The 16,864-nt window shown below is 69.5% G+C and carries 16 protein-coding genes; 5 read left to right on the top strand and 11 right to left on the bottom strand.

Annotated elements, in window-relative coordinates:
* Positions 1-16: 16 nt before the first annotated feature.
* The 6 genes from OHS59_RS27520 to OHS59_RS27495 all read right to left on the bottom strand — a co-directional run bounded on the left by OHS59_RS27520 (position 17) and on the right by OHS59_RS27495 (position 7,460).
* On the bottom strand, positions 17-298 hold the full coding sequence (locus tag OHS59_RS27520) for an HU family DNA-binding protein (RefSeq protein ID WP_007382399.1): 282 nt from the start codon (positions 296-298) through the stop codon (positions 17-19).
* 505 nt (positions 299-803) lie between these two features.
* Positions 804-2,219 (bottom strand): NAD-dependent malic enzyme, encoded by a 1,416-nt coding sequence (locus OHS59_RS27515; RefSeq protein WP_328496042.1) that lies wholly within the window; start codon positions 2,217-2,219, stop codon positions 804-806.
* Positions 2,220-2,725: 506 nt separating this feature from the next.
* On the bottom strand, positions 2,726-5,185 hold the full coding sequence (locus OHS59_RS27510; RefSeq protein ID WP_328496041.1) for a HelD family protein: 2,460 nt from the start codon (positions 5,183-5,185) through the stop codon (positions 2,726-2,728).
* Between the two features lie 130 nt (positions 5,186-5,315).
* Complete coding sequence (locus OHS59_RS27505; protein ID WP_328496040.1) at positions 5,316-6,089, bottom strand: anti-sigma factor family protein; 774 nt, start codon at positions 6,087-6,089, stop codon at positions 5,316-5,318.
* 38 nt (positions 6,090-6,127) lie between these two features.
* The gene (locus OHS59_RS27500; RefSeq protein ID WP_010039908.1) at positions 6,128-6,649 is read right to left on the bottom strand and encodes a sigma-70 family RNA polymerase sigma factor; all 522 of its coding nucleotides are present in this window, start codon (positions 6,647-6,649) and stop codon (positions 6,128-6,130) included.
* Between the two features lie 217 nt (positions 6,650-6,866).
* Positions 6,867-7,460, bottom strand: a complete 594-nt coding sequence (locus tag OHS59_RS27495) for a CGNR zinc finger domain-containing protein (RefSeq protein WP_328496039.1) — start codon at positions 7,458-7,460, stop codon at positions 6,867-6,869.
* Positions 7,461-7,834: 374 nt separating this feature from the next.
* Between OHS59_RS27495 and OHS59_RS27490 the strand changes: the two genes are divergently transcribed.
* The gene (locus tag OHS59_RS27490; protein WP_443061650.1) at positions 7,835-8,290 is read left to right on the top strand and encodes an anthrone oxygenase family protein; all 456 of its coding nucleotides are present in this window, start codon (positions 7,835-7,837) and stop codon (positions 8,288-8,290) included.
* 47 nt (positions 8,291-8,337) lie between these two features.
* On the opposite strand, the gene OHS59_RS27485 is transcribed toward OHS59_RS27490, so the two are convergent.
* The 3 genes from OHS59_RS27485 to OHS59_RS27475 all read right to left on the bottom strand — a co-directional run bounded on the left by OHS59_RS27485 (position 8,338) and on the right by OHS59_RS27475 (position 11,737).
* Positions 8,338-9,522 carry a uroporphyrinogen-III synthase gene (locus OHS59_RS27485; RefSeq protein WP_328496037.1) on the bottom strand — a complete coding sequence of 395 codons (1,185 nt, stop codon included), beginning with the start codon at positions 9,520-9,522 and terminating at the stop codon, positions 8,338-8,340.
* A gap of 226 nt (positions 9,523-9,748) precedes the next feature.
* Positions 9,749-11,131, bottom strand: coding sequence for a nitrate/nitrite transporter (locus OHS59_RS27480; RefSeq protein WP_328496036.1), 1,383 nt, complete (start codon positions 11,129-11,131; stop codon positions 9,749-9,751).
* Positions 11,132-11,299: 168 nt separating this feature from the next.
* Complete coding sequence (locus tag OHS59_RS27475; protein WP_328496035.1) at positions 11,300-11,737, bottom strand: ATP-binding protein; 438 nt, start codon at positions 11,735-11,737, stop codon at positions 11,300-11,302.
* Between the two features lie 163 nt (positions 11,738-11,900).
* On the opposite strand from OHS59_RS27475, the gene OHS59_RS27470 reads away from it, so the two are divergent.
* The 4 genes from OHS59_RS27470 (at position 11,901) to OHS59_RS27455 (ending at position 14,948) form a co-directional block, all read left to right on the top strand.
* A complete protein-coding gene (locus OHS59_RS27470) occupies positions 11,901-12,755 on the top strand; it encodes a helix-turn-helix domain-containing protein (RefSeq protein ID WP_328496034.1) in 855 nt (284 codons plus the stop codon).
* Positions 12,756-12,767: 12 nt separating this feature from the next.
* Complete coding sequence (locus OHS59_RS27465) at positions 12,768-12,962, top strand: DUF397 domain-containing protein (RefSeq protein ID WP_328496033.1); 195 nt, start codon at positions 12,768-12,770, stop codon at positions 12,960-12,962.
* 15 nt (positions 12,963-12,977) lie between these two features.
* Complete coding sequence (locus OHS59_RS27460) at positions 12,978-13,637, top strand: TMEM175 family protein (protein ID WP_328496032.1); 660 nt, start codon at positions 12,978-12,980, stop codon at positions 13,635-13,637.
* Between the two features lie 123 nt (positions 13,638-13,760).
* A complete protein-coding gene (locus tag OHS59_RS27455; RefSeq protein WP_328496031.1) occupies positions 13,761-14,948 on the top strand; it encodes a hypothetical protein in 1,188 nt (395 codons plus the stop codon).
* Between the two features lie 90 nt (positions 14,949-15,038).
* Here the strand turns inward: OHS59_RS27455 and OHS59_RS27450 are convergent, their stop codons facing one another.
* Both OHS59_RS27450 and OHS59_RS27445 read right to left on the bottom strand, forming a co-directional pair.
* Positions 15,039-16,088: a hypothetical protein gene (locus tag OHS59_RS27450; protein WP_328496030.1), complete on the bottom strand. Its 1,050-nt coding sequence runs from the start codon at positions 16,086-16,088 to the stop codon at positions 15,039-15,041.
* A complete protein-coding gene (locus OHS59_RS27445; RefSeq protein ID WP_443061649.1) occupies positions 16,076-16,738 on the bottom strand; it encodes a hypothetical protein in 663 nt (220 codons plus the stop codon). The genes OHS59_RS27450 and OHS59_RS27445 overlap by 13 nt, the downstream gene beginning before the upstream one ends.
* Positions 16,739-16,864: the final 126 nt, after the last annotated feature.

Here is a 16,864-nt window from a genome sequence, read left to right as displayed (position 1 = left end):
GCGAAGCGCTAAGCGCTTACTTGCCCTTGGCGGCTTCCTTGAGCTTGCTGCCCGCGGAGACCTTGACGCTGTAGCCGGCCGGGATCTGGATCGGGTCACCGGTCTGCGGGTTGCGAGCGGTACGAGCGGCACGGTGGGTGCGCTCGAAGGTCAGGAAGCCGGGGATGGTGACCTTCTCGTCGCCCTTGGCGACGATCTCACCGACGGTCTCGGCGAAGGCGGCCAGAACGGCGTCGGCGTCCTTGCGGGTCACCTCGGCACGGTCGGCCAGCGCGGCCACCAGCTCACTGCGGTTCATGTTGTTACTCCCGTGTTCTTCTTGCCGTTGAGGCGTGCCACGCGGCGGAGCCGCATATCGGGCACGTCGAAGCCGATGCTGCCAGGGTCCTCGGCGGTCCCCGGACCCGGGTCCGTGGCCGGACCCCTCGCGCCCGAAGACGCATCCTGCCCCCACCTGCGGCGGGAAAGCCAATCCGGCACCCCTGGGAGTCACACGAAAAGCGCCACGGCCTCGAAATGGTGACGCTCCGTCCGCTCCCGGCAGCGGACCGCAGGGCCGGTAAGGGCCTGGTGGGCCCGCAGGGACCGAGCCTTGGCCGCCACCCTAGAGGCGGGCCCGGGCCCTGTCTCCGGCGACGCGCCGGTACGGGGCCGGGGTGGCAACCGTCACAAACACGGGGTCGCCACCCCCGAACCCCCGCTCCTCAAGCTGACCACGAGCCCGTCCGGCGTTTGAGGACGAGCGCGCAAGCGCGATTGCGGGGGTCTGGGGGCGGCAGCCCCCAGGGAGGTGAGGCGGCGCCTCAGACTGTGACGCCTGCCGCCTTCGCCGCGTCGCGGACCGCTCCCGCCACCGCACCCGCGACCTTGTCGTTGAAGACGCTGGGAATGATGTAGTTCGCGTTGAGCTCGTCCTCGGTCACGACCTCCGCCAGCGCCGTTGCGGCCGCAAGCATCATCTCGGTGTTGACCGTGCGGGACTGCGCGTCCAGCAGGCCGCGGAAGACACCCGGGAAGACCAGCACGTTGTTGATCTGGTTCGGGAAGTCCGAGCGGCCGGTGGCCACGACCGCCGCGGTCTGCCGGGCGATGCCCGGGTCGACCTCGGGGTCGGGGTTCGCGAGCGCGAAGACGATCGCGTCGTCGGCCATCGCGGCCACGTCGTCGCCGTCCAGCACGTTCGGGGCCGAGACTCCGATGAAGACGTCCGCGCCGCGCACGGCCTCCTTCAGGGTGCCCGTGACGCCCTCGGGGTTGGTGTTGTCGGCGATCCACCGCAGCGGTGAGTCGTCGGCGGCCTTCACCAGGTCCTCGCGGCCCGCGTGCACGACCCCGTGGATGTCGGCCACGACGGCGTGCTTGACGCCCGCCGCGAGCAGCAGCTTCAGGATGGCCGTGCCGGCCGCGCCCGCCCCGGACATGACGACGCGGATGTCGCCGATGCCCTTGCCGGTCACGCGCAGCGCGTTCGTCAGCGCGGCGAGCACGACGATGGCGGTGCCGTGCTGGTCGTCGTGGAAGACGGGGATGTCGAGGGCCTCGCGCAGACGGGCCTCGATCTCGAAGCAGCGCGGCGCGGAGATGTCCTCCAGGTTGATGCCCGCGAAGCCGGGGGCGATCGCCTTGACGATCTCCACGATCGCGTCGGTGTCCTGGGTGTCCAGGCACAGCGGCCAGGCGTCGATGCCGGCGAACCGCTTGAAGAGCGCGGCCTTGCCCTCCATCACCGGCAGGGCGGCCATCGGGCCGATGTTGCCGAGGCCCAGCACGGCCGAGCCGTCGGTGACGACCGCGACCGAGTTGCGCTTGATGGTCAGACGGCGGGCGTCCTCGGGGTTCTCCGCGATCGCCATGCACACCCGGGCCACACCGGGGGTGTAGATCATCGAGAGGTCGTCACGGTTGCGGATGGGGTGCTTGGACGCCATCTCGATCTTGCCGCCGAGGTGCATCAGGAACGTACGGTCGGAGACCTTGCCGAGCGTGACGTCCTCGATGCCGCGCAGCTGCTCGACGATCTCTTCCGAGTGCTTCGTGGAGGACGCCGCGATGGTGACGTCGATACGGAGCTTCTCGTGGCCGGAGGCCGTCACGTCGAGGCCCGTCACCGAGCCTCCGCTGGACTCCACGGCGGTGGTGATCTGGGAGACCGCGGTTCCGCTCGCGGGCACCTCCAACCGGACCGTAATCGAGTAGGAGACGCTGGGCGCCGTTGCCATGGCCGACTTCCTCTGCTTTCACCGGGTACTGCGAGCGCCGTGAGCACTACTGGCTCGTACAGGCTCGTGGTTTGCCGTCCGATCGTCGCACCTACCGTGGAGTACGTGGTAGCCGCCCCGGATTGCGAACCTTTTGTTCACCATGTACGTCCGCCGCGGGCGGCCACCGTGAACGTCCGCCACGACAGAGGTCCACGTCACCGGGTGACGTGGACCTCTGTCGTGCGACTGGAAGTTAGGTGACACCGACCCGCCATGCTCGCCTCGCGGCAAGTGGTCGCTCGTAGCGACGAAGGTTGGGCCCGGGGGCTTGGATCGGGCCGGTGTCACGTCAAAGGTAACAAACGATCCCCGTAAGGCAATTCCCGCACCGTGGGTTCACAGGGAAGCTTTACGCGGACGGGCCCGCCGGTCCACCGGGACGGGCCCCGCGATTCACGGGCCCGACCCGCTCGGCGGAGGGCCGGGATCCGCTTGGCCCCGCCCTCCCCGCCCTCCCCGCCCGTTCAGTCCCGCAGCAGGTCCGGTACGCCGTCCGCGTCCGGCTCGTCGCGGGTCGCCGAGACGATGGTGAGCTGCTGGGTCGCCCGGGTCAGCGCCACGTACAGCACCCGCAGTCCGGCCGGGGACTCGTCGGCGATCTCCGCGGGCGACACGACCACGGTGGCGTCGTACTCCAGGCCCTTGGCCTCCAGGCTGCCGAGGGCCACCACGCGGTCCCCGAGCCCGGCGAGCCACCGTGCGGCCTCGCCGCGGCGGTTCATGGCGACGACGACGCCGACCGTGCCGTCGACCTGGTCGAGCAGCCGGGCGGCCTCCTCCCGCACGGTCTTCGACAGGGCGTCCCGCGCGCCGCCGGAGCCGCCCTGTCCGCCCGCCGCGCCCCCGGAAGGCACCACGGTCACGAAGCGGGGCCGCACGCCCGTCGAGCGGACCGCTCTCGGCGACTCGGAGCCGGGCATGGCGAGGGCCAGCACCTTGGCGGCGAGTTCGGCGATCTCGGCCGGGTTGCGGTAGTTCACGGTGAGCGTGAAGCGGCGGCGGGGGCGGCTGCCGAGGGCCTCGTCACGGGCCTCGGCGGCCTCGTCCGGGTCCGACCAGGACGACTGGGCGGGGTCGCCGACCACCGTCCAGGTGGCGTGCCGGCCGCGGCGGCCGATCATGCGCCACTGCATGGGCGTGAGGTCCTGTGCCTCGTCGACGATGACGTGCGCGTACTCCGTGCGCTCCTGGGCCAGCCGCTCGGCCCGCTCGCGCTGCGTCTCCTCGCGCTGGGGCATGAGCTCCTCAAGCCCCGTCAGCTGATCGAGCGGGTCGAGGTCGCGCTTCCTGCGGGGGCGGGCCGGGGTGCCGACGATCGCCTCCAGCTCGTCGAGCATGGCCACGTCGTGCACGGAGAGCCCGTCGCGCTTGAGGGAGCGGGCCACCCGCCGCACCTCGCCGGGGTTGAGGATCCGCCGCGCCCAGCGCCCCAGCCGCCGCTCGTCGGCCATCGCGTCCAGTACGGCACGCGGTGTCAGCTCGGGCCACCAGGCGTCCAGGAACGCGATGAAGGCGTCCTCGGAGCTGACGTCCTCGTCGAACGAGGAGCGCAGTTCGGCGGCCAGCTCGGGGTCGGTGTGCCGGGACCCGGCGCCGGACCGCGACCAGAGGGCGTCGAGCAGCAGCTTGCGGGCGCGCGGGCGGAGCAGGTTGACGGGAGCGGTCCCGGAGAGCGCGTTCTGCCGGATGCGGTCCAGCTCGGGCGCCTCCAGCTCCAGCCGGCGCCCGAAGGCGACCACGCGCAGGCGGGTGGGCGTGACGGTCGGCCCCTGCGTGCCGGGCTCGTCGTCCTCCTCGCCCTCGTCGCCGAACGAGAGCTGCCCGGCCGAGAGCTGTCCCGACGCGGCCGGGGCGCTGTGCCGGCCGGGTGCGCCCGGCGTCTCCAGGGCCCCGCGTGCCGCGTGCCGCAGCACCTTCAGCATCCGGTAGGAGCCCTTGGCGCGGGCGACGGCCGGTGCGTCGTACTGGGTGGCCTCGGCGCCGTCGACCAGGGAGCCGACCGCGCGGATGGCGACCTGGCCCTCCTCGCCGAGGGACGGCAGGACGCCTTCGGTGTACGCGACGAGCAGCGGCGTGGGCGAGACGATGAGGATGCCGCCCGCGTACCGTCTGCGGTCCTGGTAGAGCAGGTAGGCGGCCCGGTGCAGGGCCACCGCCGTCTTGCCGGTGCCGGGGCCGCCCTCCACGTAGGTGACGGACGCGGCGGGGGCCCGGATGACCATGTCCTGCTCGGCCTGGATGGAGGCGACGATGTCCCGCATGGTGTGGCTGCGGGCCTGGCCGAGGGCGGCCATCAGGGCGCCGTCGCCGATCACCGGCAGTTCGCCGCCGTCGAGTGTGGCCTTGAGCTCCGGGCGCATCAGGTCGTCCTCGACCCCGAGGACCTTGCGGCCCTTGGAGCGGATGACCCGGCGGCGTACGACCCGGCCGGGGTCAACCGGGGTGGAGCGGTAGAACGGCGCGGCCGCGGGGGCCCGCCAGTCGATCACCAGCGGCGCGTACTCGGCGTCGAGGACGCCGATACGGCCGATGTGGAGGGTCTCCTCGATGTCGGCGGTGTTGTCGGGCCGGACGGCTCCCTCGGCGGGTTCGACCGCCGTGTACGCGCCGTCCGGACCCTTCTTGCCGTCCTTGCCCCCGAGGAGGTCGATCCGTCCGAAGAGGAAGTCCTCGAACTCGTTGTTCAGGCGGTTGAGATGGATCCCCGCCCGGAACACCTGCGCGTCCCGCTCCGCGAGCGCGCCGGGCGTTCCGACCTGTCCACGCTGGGCGGCGTCGTTCATCAGGAACTCCGCCTCGTGGATCTTTTCCTCAAGACGCTGGTACACCCGGTCGAGGTGTTCCTGTTCGACGCCGATCTCCCGGTCGCGTACGGAGTCGCCTACCGGATCGAGCGCCATTTCCTGCTGAACCTGAGCGGCCACCGGGCCCCCTTCTGACGTGCATGGCAGCCGTCAACCGTACGCGAAGGGGAGCCCGTCAGGCTACGTTTCCGCTCTTGATCCACTTACCCGTCGACTTCGCGTCGGCTTTCCCGTCGCCCCACGTGCCGCTTCACGCGTCGACCTCGACCAGCTTGTCGCCGTCGAAGGTGACGACTTCGAAGTGGTCGATGTCGGCGTCGCTCATCGCCACGGCGCCCTGCAGGTAGAGCGGATTCCTGGCCAGTTCGGTGGCGGCGCCCTTGATCCCGTAGCCCCACTTCGGGACGGTCCAGGTGGTCGCCGTCTCCCGCTCGCCGCTCTTGCTGACGGCGACCAGGGAGCACTTCTGCGGGCCCTTGACGTTCTTCAGCTGGAGGGCGATACCCGTGCCGTAGGGCTTGCTCTCCGTGCCGACCGCGGCGTTGACCTGAGTGGCCGCGTCCGTGGCCTCGACCTTGTCCTTCATGTCGGTGAACACCTGCTTGGCGGGACTGACCGACGCCAGCGGCTTGGCCTCCTGCGCCGTGTCACCGCCGCTGGTGGCCGCGATCGCGGCGATCGGGCCGCCGATGATCAGGGAGGCCGCGAGTCCGAAGAAGAGACGCCTGCTCTTCTTGGCCTTGACCCGGCGCTCGACGACCTCGCCGACCAGCCGGTCCGAGAGCTGTGGGCTCGGGCGGACGGCCAGTGTCTCGCCGATGGCCGGAGTGCCGCGGGTACCCGGCAGATCCGCCAGGGCGGCCAGCATCGGCTCCATGCCCGCGAGCTCGTCGAGCTGCTGCCCGCACCACTCGCAGGTGGCCAGGTGCGCCTCGAACTCGGTCGCCTCGGCGTCGTCGAGGATGCCCAGCGCGTAGGCACCCACCGTCTCGTGCAGATCGCCCTGCCCTTGCGAACTTTGCATGGAACCAGGACTACCCGTTCCGTATCCCCCGTATGTGCTCATGCCGTCACCCCCCGCTCCTCCAGTGCGAGCTTCATCGAACGCAGGGCATAGAACACCCGTGAGCGCACCGTGCCGCTGGGTATCCCCAGGGTTTCGGCGGCTTCGTTTACGGTACGCCCCTTGAAGTACGTCTCGACCAGTACCTCCCGGTGCGCGGGGGTCAGGTCGTCGAGCGCGTCAGAGAGTGTCATCAGCCACAACGCCTTGTCGATCTCGTCCTCCGCGGGAATGACCTCCAGCGGCGACGGGTCCACCTCCTGCGGCCGGGCCTGCCGGCTGCGGTGCCCGTCGATGACGATGCGCCGAGCGACCGTCACCAGCCAGGGGCGTACCGAACCGGTCGCTCGGTTGAGCTGACCGGCGTTCTTCCACGCGCGGATGAGCGTCTCCTGTACGACGTCCTCCGCCCGCTGCCGGTCCCCGGCGACCAGCCGCAGAACATAGGCGAGCAGCGGCCCGGCGTGTTCCCGGTACAGCGCACGCATCAGCTCCTCGTCGGGTTCCGAGGGCTGGGACATGCGATGTCGGGCCCTCGGCGATCGTTCATCGGCCACGGCGGAATCCTTGCGCACGCCTACCTCCGGTGTCCGGGGGATCCCCCAGTCGGTCGCTCATCTCCGGATACGGGTGCGGGCGTTGCGGTGTTCAAAGTGAATGGAAATCTTTGTGAGGAGCGTGAGGATTCCGTCTCCTCATGTGCTCCACAAGTCGTTCACTGGGGATCCACGAAGGATCCTAAGCCCGTGCGAGGGCTGCTCTGCGCCGGTGCCTGGCCACCCGCTCACGGTTTCCGCACACCTCGCTGGAGCACCACCTGCGACGACGCCCTCTGGACGTATCCAGGTAGACGATGGGGCAGTTGTCTCCCTCACACTGCCGGATGCTCGCGCGGGCCGCCGGGTCCGTGAGGAGCTCCACGGTGTCACGGGCGACCGCCGCGAGGAGCGCCGCGCAGGTCGGCGGGGAGCACAGAGCGCGGACGAGCGAGCCGCCCGCGTCCCACACCGCCAAGGGTACGGGCGTTGCGGCGCGGGCGAGTTCGTTGACACGGGTCAGCGCGATGTCGAAGGGCCGGGAGTCCCGGGATGGTTCCCCGCGCACCAACTGTCCGATTTGACCGCGCAGTTCACGAAAGCTCACGATCCAGGAGGAGTCGACGGACGCGAGTGGCGTACCCGCCGGGACGAGTCCGGATCCGGTGATCCAGGCCCGCAACGGTTCGGCCGAGTCGAGCCGTTCCTCGGGGTGCGTGGTCGCCAGGAGATCGAGACAGATCCGCCCGGAGTCGAACCGCAGCTCGTACGGGGCCGTGGCCGTGCCCAATGCCATGTGCCTGTCACCGCCTTGGGGTTGCCGCCATGAGGGGCCGGTGAGGGATCGTGAGGTGGGGGTCCGTGAGAGGGCCGCGCCGGGCCCGTACCCCCTACAGTGCCTTCCCCCGCGCGCGGCGGGAAGCCCCACGCCGTCCCGTACCCGCCCACGCCGTCCGGCCGCCGGCCCGTCGGCCGCGCGGGCTGGACGTCCGCTTATGCCGGCGCGCGTCCGAACCATGTCCTCCGGGTCGCCCCGGCACTTGACTCGACGTCATGGCAACCGACGCAGGGAACGAGACAGGAAGCAGGGACGCGGGCAGCGGGACCGCGAAGGGCGGCGAGGGGCGGCGCGGGTCGGCCGGGGGCGTGCTGGTCGCGGCCACGGTGACCATGGGGCTGATCGCCGGACTGTTCTACGCGTTCGCGTGCGGCATCATGCCGGCGCTGGCCCGCAGCGACGACCGCGTGCACATCGAGGTCATGCAGAACATCAACGACGTCATCCAGAACCCGGTGTTCCTGCTGAGCTTCATGGGCGCGCTGCCGCTGACGGCCGTCTCGGCCTGGCAGTTGCGCGGCTCACCGCGGGTGCGCGGCTGGGTGTTCGCGGCGCTCGTCGCGTACGCGCTGGCGTTCCTGCTCACCTTCGCCGTGAACATCCCGCTGAACGACGCCCTCGCGGACGCCGGGAATCCGGCGACGATCGCCGATCCGGCGGCCGTGCGCGAGGACTTCGAGGACCCGTGGGTGGCCTGGAACGTCGTACGGGCCGTGCTGTGCACGCTCGCCCTGGGCGTCCTCGCGCGAGCGCTGGTGCTGTACGGCCGCCACGGGCGCCGGACGTAGGTGCACATGTAAGGCGTAGGTGTACGTGCCAGATACAGGTGTACGTGTCAGACGTCGGCGTACTTGGCGTCGGCGGCCGGGTCGAGCGCCAGCCGGTAGCCGCGCTTGACGACGGTCTGGATGAGCTTGGGCGTGCCCAGGGCCGTACGCAGCCGGGCCATCGCGGTCTCCACGGCGTGCTCGTCCCTGCCCGCGCCGGGCAGCGCCCGCAGCAGCTCGGCCCGGGCCACCACCCAGCCGGGCCGCCGGGACAGGGCACGCATCAACGACATCCCGGCGGGCGGTACGGGCCGCAGCGCGTCGTCCACCAGCACCGCGTGCCCGCGGATCTCCACCCGGTGACCGGCGATCGGCAGGGTCCGCGCCCGGGAGGGCAGTTCCTTGCACAGCACCTGTACGAGCGGGCCGAGCCGGAAGCGTTCCGGCTGGACCGTGTCGACGCCCCTGGCCTGCAACGGCAGCGCGGTGACCGGGCCGACGCAGGCGGGCAGCACGTCGTGGTTGAGCGCGGCGAGCAGTTCGGGCAGCAGTCCGCGGTCGTCGGCGCGGCCCAGCAGTGAGGCGGCGGCCGGGGCGCTGGTGAAGGTCAGCGCGTCCAGGCCGCGGGTGATCGTGGCGTCGAGCAGCCGGTCCAGGGGCCCGATGTCCTCCGGGGCCATCCAGCGGTACACGGGAACGCCGACGACCTCCGCGCCCGCGGCCCGCAGCGACTCGACGAAGCCGGGCAGCGGCTCGCCGTGCAGCTGGACCGCGATCCGGCGCCCGTCCACTCCTTCGTCCAGCAGACGGTCGAGCACCTCGGCCATGGATTCGGAGGACGGGGACCATTCCTCGGTCAGCCCCTGTGCGCGTACCGCACCTTTGACCTTGGGTCCGCGGGCGAGCAGTTCGACACCGCGGAGCACGTCGAGCAGTTGCTCCCCGAGGCCCCAGCCGTCGGCGGCCTCGACCCAGCCGCGGAACCCGATCGCGGTGGTCGCGACCACGATGTCCGGCGCCTGGTCGAGCAGCTGCTTGGTCGCGGCCAGCAGTTCGCTGTCGTCGGCGAGGGGCACGATGCGCAGGGCGGGGGCGTGGAGGACGGCGGCCCCGCGCCGCTGGAGCAGGGCGCCGAGTTCGTCGGCTCGGCGGGCCGCGGTCACACCGACGGTGAACCCCGCCAGCGGCCCGTGCTCCGTTCGGTCCGGTTGCTGATTCGGTTGCTGCTCCGGTCGCTGTGGTTCCTCGTACATGGCTCTCGTCCCGCTTCGAGTGGTGTTCGTCCGCGTCACCCGCTGGGTTGGGGCGTCCCGCTCGGAGTGTCGGAGACCCCTCAGGTCCCAGGGTTCTGGACCAGGGTCTCCGGGGCGTCCTCTGCACGCCCCATTTGCCCGCCTCATGGCGGACCACCGAGCCTGTCAATCATGCGTGACAGGCTCGGTTCCGCTTGATGTCGCCCGTGTTACGTCACGCCTCGTGTCACACCTCGGCGTAGCTGAGCTGCGTCTTCGCCTCCGAAGCGGGCGTGGCGGGCGACTCGGAGGCCGCCGGGCGGCGAAGGTATACGGCCCAGGTGACCCCGAAGCAGGCCGCGTAGAAGGCGAGGAAGGCCAGGAAGGCCCCGGTGCCGGAACCGACGCTCAGGAACGACTGCCGGAAGGCCAGGTTGATACCGAGCCCGCCGACCGCGCCCACGGCCCCGATGAGCCCCATCGAGGCCCCCGACAGCCGCCGCCCGTACGACGCGGCTTCCTCCCCGGTCAGCCCCTTGGCGGCGGCCTTGGCCTGGAAGATGCCGGGGATCATCTTGTACGTGGAGCCGTTGCCGAGCCCGCTCAGCACGAACAGCACGATGAACGCGGTGGTGAACAGGGCGAGCGACTTCTCCATGGAGGCGACCACGATGACGGCGGTCGCGGCGCCCATGCCGACGAAGTTCCACAGGGTGATGCGGGCGCCGCCGTACTTGTCGGCGAGCCAGCCGCCCACGGGCCGGATCAGCGAGCCGAGCAGCGGCCCGATGAAGGTGACGTACGCCGACTCCAGCGGCGTACGCCCGAACTGTGTCTGCAGCACCAGACCGAAGGCGAAGCTGTACCCGATGAACGACCCGAACGTCCCGATGTAGAGGAAGGACATGATCCAGGTGTGCGGGTCCTTCACGGCCTCCCGGGCGGCGCCGGTGTCGTTCTTCACGGACGTGATGTTGTCCATGTAGAGGGCGCCGAGCACGGCGGCGACGACGATGAGCGGGATGTAGATCCCCAGCAGCAGCCGCGGACCACCGCTTGCCCCGATGACGGCCAGGCCGATGAGCTGCACGACGGGCACGCCGATGTTGCCGCCGCCGGCGTTGAGCCCCAGCGCCCAGCCCTTCTTCCGCAGGGGGAAGAAGGAGTTGATGTTGGTCATGGAAGACGCGAAGTTCCCACCCCCCACCCCGGCGAGCATGGCGCACACGAGGAAGGTCCCGAAGGACGTCCCGGGCTCCATCACCACGAAGGCGGCGATCGTCGGGACGAGCAGCATGCTGGCCGCGATGATGGTCCAGTTCCGGCCACCGAACCGGGCGACCGCGAAGGTGTAGGGCACCCGCACGATGGCGCCGACCAGCGTGGCCATCGAGATGATGAAGAACTTGTCGGCGGGGGTCAGCCCGTACTCGGGCCCCATGAAGAGCACCATGACCGACCAGAGGGTCCAGATCGAGAACCCGATGTGCTCGGAGAGAACGGAGAAGAACAGATTCCGCCGGGCAACCTTCTCCCCGGTCTCCTTCCAGAACGCCTCGTCCTCCGGGTCCCACTGCTCGATCCAGCGGCCCCCCTTGCGCGTCGTGATGCTGCTGCTCGGGGCTGTCATCTCACGCCTCCACGATTTCTCCGGGTGGTGTTCCCGAAGGTAGGGACGGCGCGTTTCCACCCTGTGCCTGGGAGTGACCACGGGGGAACGTTGCTCTCACCCTGGGGCGGAGGGCGTGGTGAGGGTTTTCACGGTGGATCCCTTGACCACTTGATCAAGTGGATCCCCTCAGACCTCGAACCACAGCAGCTTGCCCGCGCCGCGCCCGAGCAGGCCGCCCCCGAAGGACCAGCCGCCCCAGGAACTCGCGCACTCCCGTACGAGGAGCAGTCCGCGCCCTCCTTCGGCGCCGACCGGGGCGGGCGGGACCCGCACACCGGGAGGCTCGTCGAAGGGCGCGGGGACGTGCGGGCTGCTGTCCCACACCCCCACCCGCAACCGCCCGTCCCCCAACGCGGTCAGCCGCAGCGAGGCGGGCCCTCTCGTATGCCGGTAGGCGTTGGCGACCAACTCGGACGTCAACAGCTCGACGACTTCGAGGGTTTCGGCCATTCCGTGCCCGTGGAGGGCGGCCCGCACGGTCACGCGGGCGACGCGGGCGGCACGGGGGTCGTGGGGCAGGCGAAGGGCGTACGTCCAGGTGTCGGGCGGGGCTACGGTGACCATGGGGTGCCTCCGAAAAGAGAGGGGTTGGGTGCACTTCCACCAGGCGATGCACGACCACCGTAGAGCAGGCGGTTAGATGGATCTAACCTTTCTATCTAGAATCATCCATGCTTCACTCGTGTGAGGGAGAGGGACACATGCCACGGCCAGGTAAGGACGCGCTTTGCCGCCCACCAGTAATCCGACACTGAGGCAGCGAAGGTTCGGTGCCGAGCTGCGCAAACTTCGTGAACGGGCCGGATTGACCGCCACCGGTGCCGCACAACTGCTCGGCGTCAACCAGGCGCGCGTGAGCATGATCGAGACCGGCCGCACGCCCATCAGCTCCGACAAGGTCCGCTCCATGGCCCAGACGTACGCCTGCGCGGACGACCGGCTCATCGACGCTCTGGTCGCGATGACCGGGCGCCGCACTCGCGGCTGGTGGGAGGAGTATCGCGAGCATCTGCCCGTCGCCCTGATCGACCTGGCGGAACTCGAACACCACGCGGTCGGACTGCGCGTGGCGCTGATCATCAACATCCCCGGCCTGCTGCAGACGACGGACCACGCACGAGCGCTCTTCCAGCAAGTGGCCCCGCCCATGCGGCAGTACGCGATCGAGCACCGCCTCACGTTCCGCATCAAGCGGCAGGGCATCCTGCACAGGGAGAATCCGCCCCCGTACGCGGCGATCATTCACGAATCGGCGCTTCGCATGGGCTTCGGCGGCCCCGCTGTGGCCCGCGACCAGCTCAAGCACCTGAACGACATGAGCGAACTGGCCCACGTCACCGTCGGAGTGGTCCCCTTCGGCACAGACCACTTCCCGACCACGGGCCAGTCGTTCGACTACGTCGACGGCCCTGTCCCGCAGCTCGACACCGTCCAGTTGGACTCGCACCACGGTGGCTGCGAGTTCCTCGACGCGGAGGCGCAGTTGAGTAAGTACCGTGCCGTCCTTGACCGCATGGAGTCGTGCGCCCTCAGCCCCGCCAAGTCACGGGACTTCATCCACCGCCTCGTCCGGGAAACGTGAGAGGGACCGACCATGCAGGCCATCGACTGGCAGAAGTCCACGTACAGCGGCGACGGATCGAACTGCGTCTACGTGGCGGCCACCGGCACAGGACAGATCCACCTCCGCGAGAGCGACGCCCCCGACACCACCCTCATAACAACCCGCCCTCGCCTGGGCGAACTGATACGCAGCCTGAAGGCACATCACATACGTACACGATCCTGATGTCAGGGAGTTCGGATGAGCGAGAACAGTCGACCGGAGCCAGGGTTCTCGCCCGAACGGCTGGCCTTCTTCACGGACGCCATCTTCGCGATCGCCATGACCCTGCTGGCCGTCGAACTGGACCGCCCCGACGAACAGGAACTGGCGTCGGCCCGCGCGCTGGGCCGCTTCCTGGTGGACCAGCGGGACTCCTACCTGGCGTTCGCGCTGGCGTTCATCCTGCTCTGGTCGGTATGGCGCCGCCACCACAAGCTGATGGACCGGATCGACAGGCTGTCGAACGCGTTCACCGGCTGGCACGCGCCGTTCCTGCTGCTCGTCGCGTTCCTCCCGTTCCCGACCGCGGTCATCGGCGCCTCGGCGAGCAATCCGCTGGCGGACACCCTGTTCGCCGGCACCATGGCGGCCATGGTCTTCTGCGAGGCCGTCATCAAGGAAATCGCCTCCAGAACCGGCCTGACCACCCGCGACCCCGGAGAAACGCGTCACCAAGCAGACGGCTCCTGGGCGGTCGGCCTCTGGTTCGCCCTCAGCGCCGTCCTCGCCTGGGTACTCCCGAACGCGTTCGTCCTGTGGTTCTTCGCCCCACTGGCCTCCCCGTACGGCGGAGCGCTGATCTCCCGCCTGCGCAGGCCGCACGGGGACCCGCAGGACGTGGACACGCCGCGACACTAGGGCAAAGCGGCGAGGCGCCCCCGGCGCGCGGCCGGGGTCAACCGTCCGCGGCGCTCGACCCGTTGGAGGGGCGCCATGGCCGCCGGCGCATATCCGGTGTTTGCCTTGGCAATCCAAAGCGGCATGAGAACTTCTTGGGTACGAGGCCGCCGGCGCATCGCGGTCGCTACCGCAGCCGTGGCCGCCCTGTGCGGAGCCGGCCTCACGCAGGGCGGAACCGTACACGCGCAGGGCAAGGCCGCCGAGACGCCGTGGGTGGTGTCTCTGGGCGACAGCTTCATCTCCGGGGAGGCCGGCCGCTGGTCGGGCAACAGCAACGACAGTGCCGGCGGCTACTCCGGCACCGACCGGGCCTTCGACCAGCCCAGCCGAACGACGGACGCGCACCGGGTGTACGGCGCGTCCTACGACAACGGCTGCAACCGCTCCGACAGCGCAGAGGTCAATTCCTCACCCGCCCCGGCCGGGGCGCATCGACTCAACCTCGCCTGCTCGGGGGCCACCTCGACCGCGATCCTGCTGCCCGAACACGGCGGGAGCCCGTTCAAGTCCGAGCCGTCGCAGGCCGAGCAGCTCCAGATGGCCGTCACCGGCCATCCGGTACGGGCGGTCGTCGTCTCCGTCGGCGGCAACGACCTCGGCTTCGAGGACGTCATCGTCGCCTGCGCCAAGGGCTTCGTCACTCCCATCGGGGCGTCGCCCTGCGCTCCCACCCAGGCGCCGGAGGTCAAGAAACGGCTGCCCGCGATGCGCACCGCGGCCGTCAACTCACTCGCCGACGTCACCACGGCCATGGACCGGGCGGGCCACCCGGCGGGCAGCTACCGCCTGATCCTGCAGTCCTACCCGTCGCCGCTGCCCGACGGCGCGCGTATCCGCTACCCCGGGGACAAGTACGACCGGCTGACCGACGGTGGCTGTCCCTTCTTCGACAAGGACCTCACCTGGGCCCACGACCAGCTGGTCCCCGATATCAGCACCACGCTGGCCTCGGCCGCCCGTGAGTCCGGCGCGGAGTTCCTCGACCTGTCGCGCGCCTTCGACGGCCGGGAGGTCTGTTCCACCACCACCGTCCAGGCCGGCCCCAGCCAACGGCCCACGGGCCGTACCAGCGAATGGGTCCGCTTCGTGACCACCGGCGCGGGCCAAGGACAACGCCAGGAGTCCCTGCACCCCAACCACTACGGCCAGCTCGCCCTGGGCGCCTGCCTCGGCCTCCAGCTCGACCGGACCCCGGGCGACCACCGCTGCACCAACACCCCGGGAGAAGGCCCACGCGCGATGCGCCTGGGGCCCGCGCCCAGGAGCTGAAAACCGACGTCACGAACGGCTCCTGGTGAAGGCGATATCAAAGCAGAGCGGCCTGCACGTCGTCGGTGACGTCATGCAGGCCGCTCCGGGTCAGCGGTTGATCGACTGGATCTCCTGGACGATCACGTCCTGGTCGCCTCCGAACTCGCCGTTCGGGAGAGGCTGTTCACCGTTCACGCCCGTGCCGGTCCAGTGGATCCGCCAGGTGATCGTGGCCTGGAGCTGGTACGAACCATCGCCCGACGAACGCAGGTACTTCACACCGCACGGCGGAGTCTCGCCCGCCTTGCCCTTCGCGTAAGCCTCACCGATCTGCTTGCCGTTCAACTCACACACACCGGAAGCGGGATACGTCGTCGCGTCGGCCGTACCCGGCTCGATCTTCAACGAAAGCGGTTCGGCCGTGGTCGTCGCCTGGACGTTCAGCAGCGGCACGGACGCCGTCACAGAGACCGGCTTGAACTCCGCCGCGTCCAGCCACGCCCACGTCGGCAGATTCACCTTCGTCTCACCCTCCGGAGCCAGCTCGACCTCGGTCGAGGGCACGCGGATCTCGGCGTACGCCAGTTGCGCCAGCATCTCGGGAGTGATCGCCTGCGGGACATCCGGGGGCGGGGCGGCACCGTTGTCCACCCAGAAAATGTCCTTCGTGCAGTCCAGGGCCCCGGGATCACCCTCCCGGCCCTCCGTCACGTACGAGTCCCAGAAATAACCCTTGCCGGTCTTCTCCTTGTTGAAGTCCTTGTACTCGCCACCGTTGACGTACTTCTCACGCTGCGTGGCATCCCACTCGTAACCCGTCGACCCCGCCTCCCAGATCGGCTCCAGATACTCCTGCAGCTGCTCCGGCGTGTACTTCGGCGCGTAATAGCAAGCGGGCGGGGTCCAGTTGGACGCACTGGAAGCAACCGGCCCGGCCGACTGTCCGGACCCGTTCTTCGAGCGGTCAAAAACCACGGCTCCCGCTACCGCACCGACATTGCCTTTGCCGTCGGAGTTTCCGGATGCGGTGGTGTCGGAGCCACCGTTGGTGCTGCCTCCGTGCCCATACCCTGCGAATGCCTGCGCCGGGCACAGCACCAGGACTGTGGCAGCCGCAAAAGCGACTACTGCTGCTCTTCTGCTCTTCAGGACTGGCATGCGGCGCTCCCCCGCTGCGACGTCAGCTTCTCAGTGATCCAGATGCCTTGCTTGTTGACCCGAAGCCGGCTGTTGTACAGGACGTAGTTGTCCTTCGACTTCGCGGTCACATTGGTCTTGCCGGTCTTCAGGCTCTTGTTGTAGGCCTTGTTCTGGTCCTCGCAGTAGACGAAGCCCGCCGTTCCATCGTCGTTGACCTTCACCTTGGAGCCGTAGTAACGCTTGGCTCCCGTGATGCGGTCCTTGTATTTGACGAATTCCTGGATGAACTGCTCACTGCCTGCCGCCGCCTCACCCTCGGAGTAGAAGCGGTAAGCCTTGTGCAGCGTGTCCTGTTCGGCGATGGCCATGTCCACTGCCTTGATGAACTGCTCGCTGTCACTCAGAACCGCGTCCTTCTCCTCGTCGCCGGTCTTCTTCCACTCGAAGGTGTACGTCAGATCCGACGGCAGCTCGATCTTCGGGCGGTCCGCGGCGGTCGAAGCGGACGCGGTCGGCGAAGGTGGCTTCTCCTTGCCGGTGTCCGCGCCCGCGATCTTGTCGTTGGACTTGTCCTTGTCCTTCGGGCTGTCGCCGCCACAGGCGGACAGCGTCAAGGCCGCAGCGGCGGTCAGCGTGATCGCTGCGAGCAGAGTGGGACGGCGGTTCACGGACGGCTCCCGGTGGGGCGAGGGGGTCATGAGCTCAGCCACGCTACCGAGGGTGCGCGGGAGGACACCAGAGCGAATTATGCGAAGGCGGTAACGAAACGAGGATCCAGGGCCGCATATCGGTAC

This window comes from Streptomyces sp. NBC_00414, assembly GCF_036038375.1.
Taxonomy (GTDB): Bacteria; Actinomycetota; Actinomycetes; order Streptomycetales; family Streptomycetaceae; genus Streptomyces.
The sequence above is the reverse complement of the archived record's forward strand: the minus strand, read 5'-3'. Positions and strand labels throughout refer to the sequence as shown.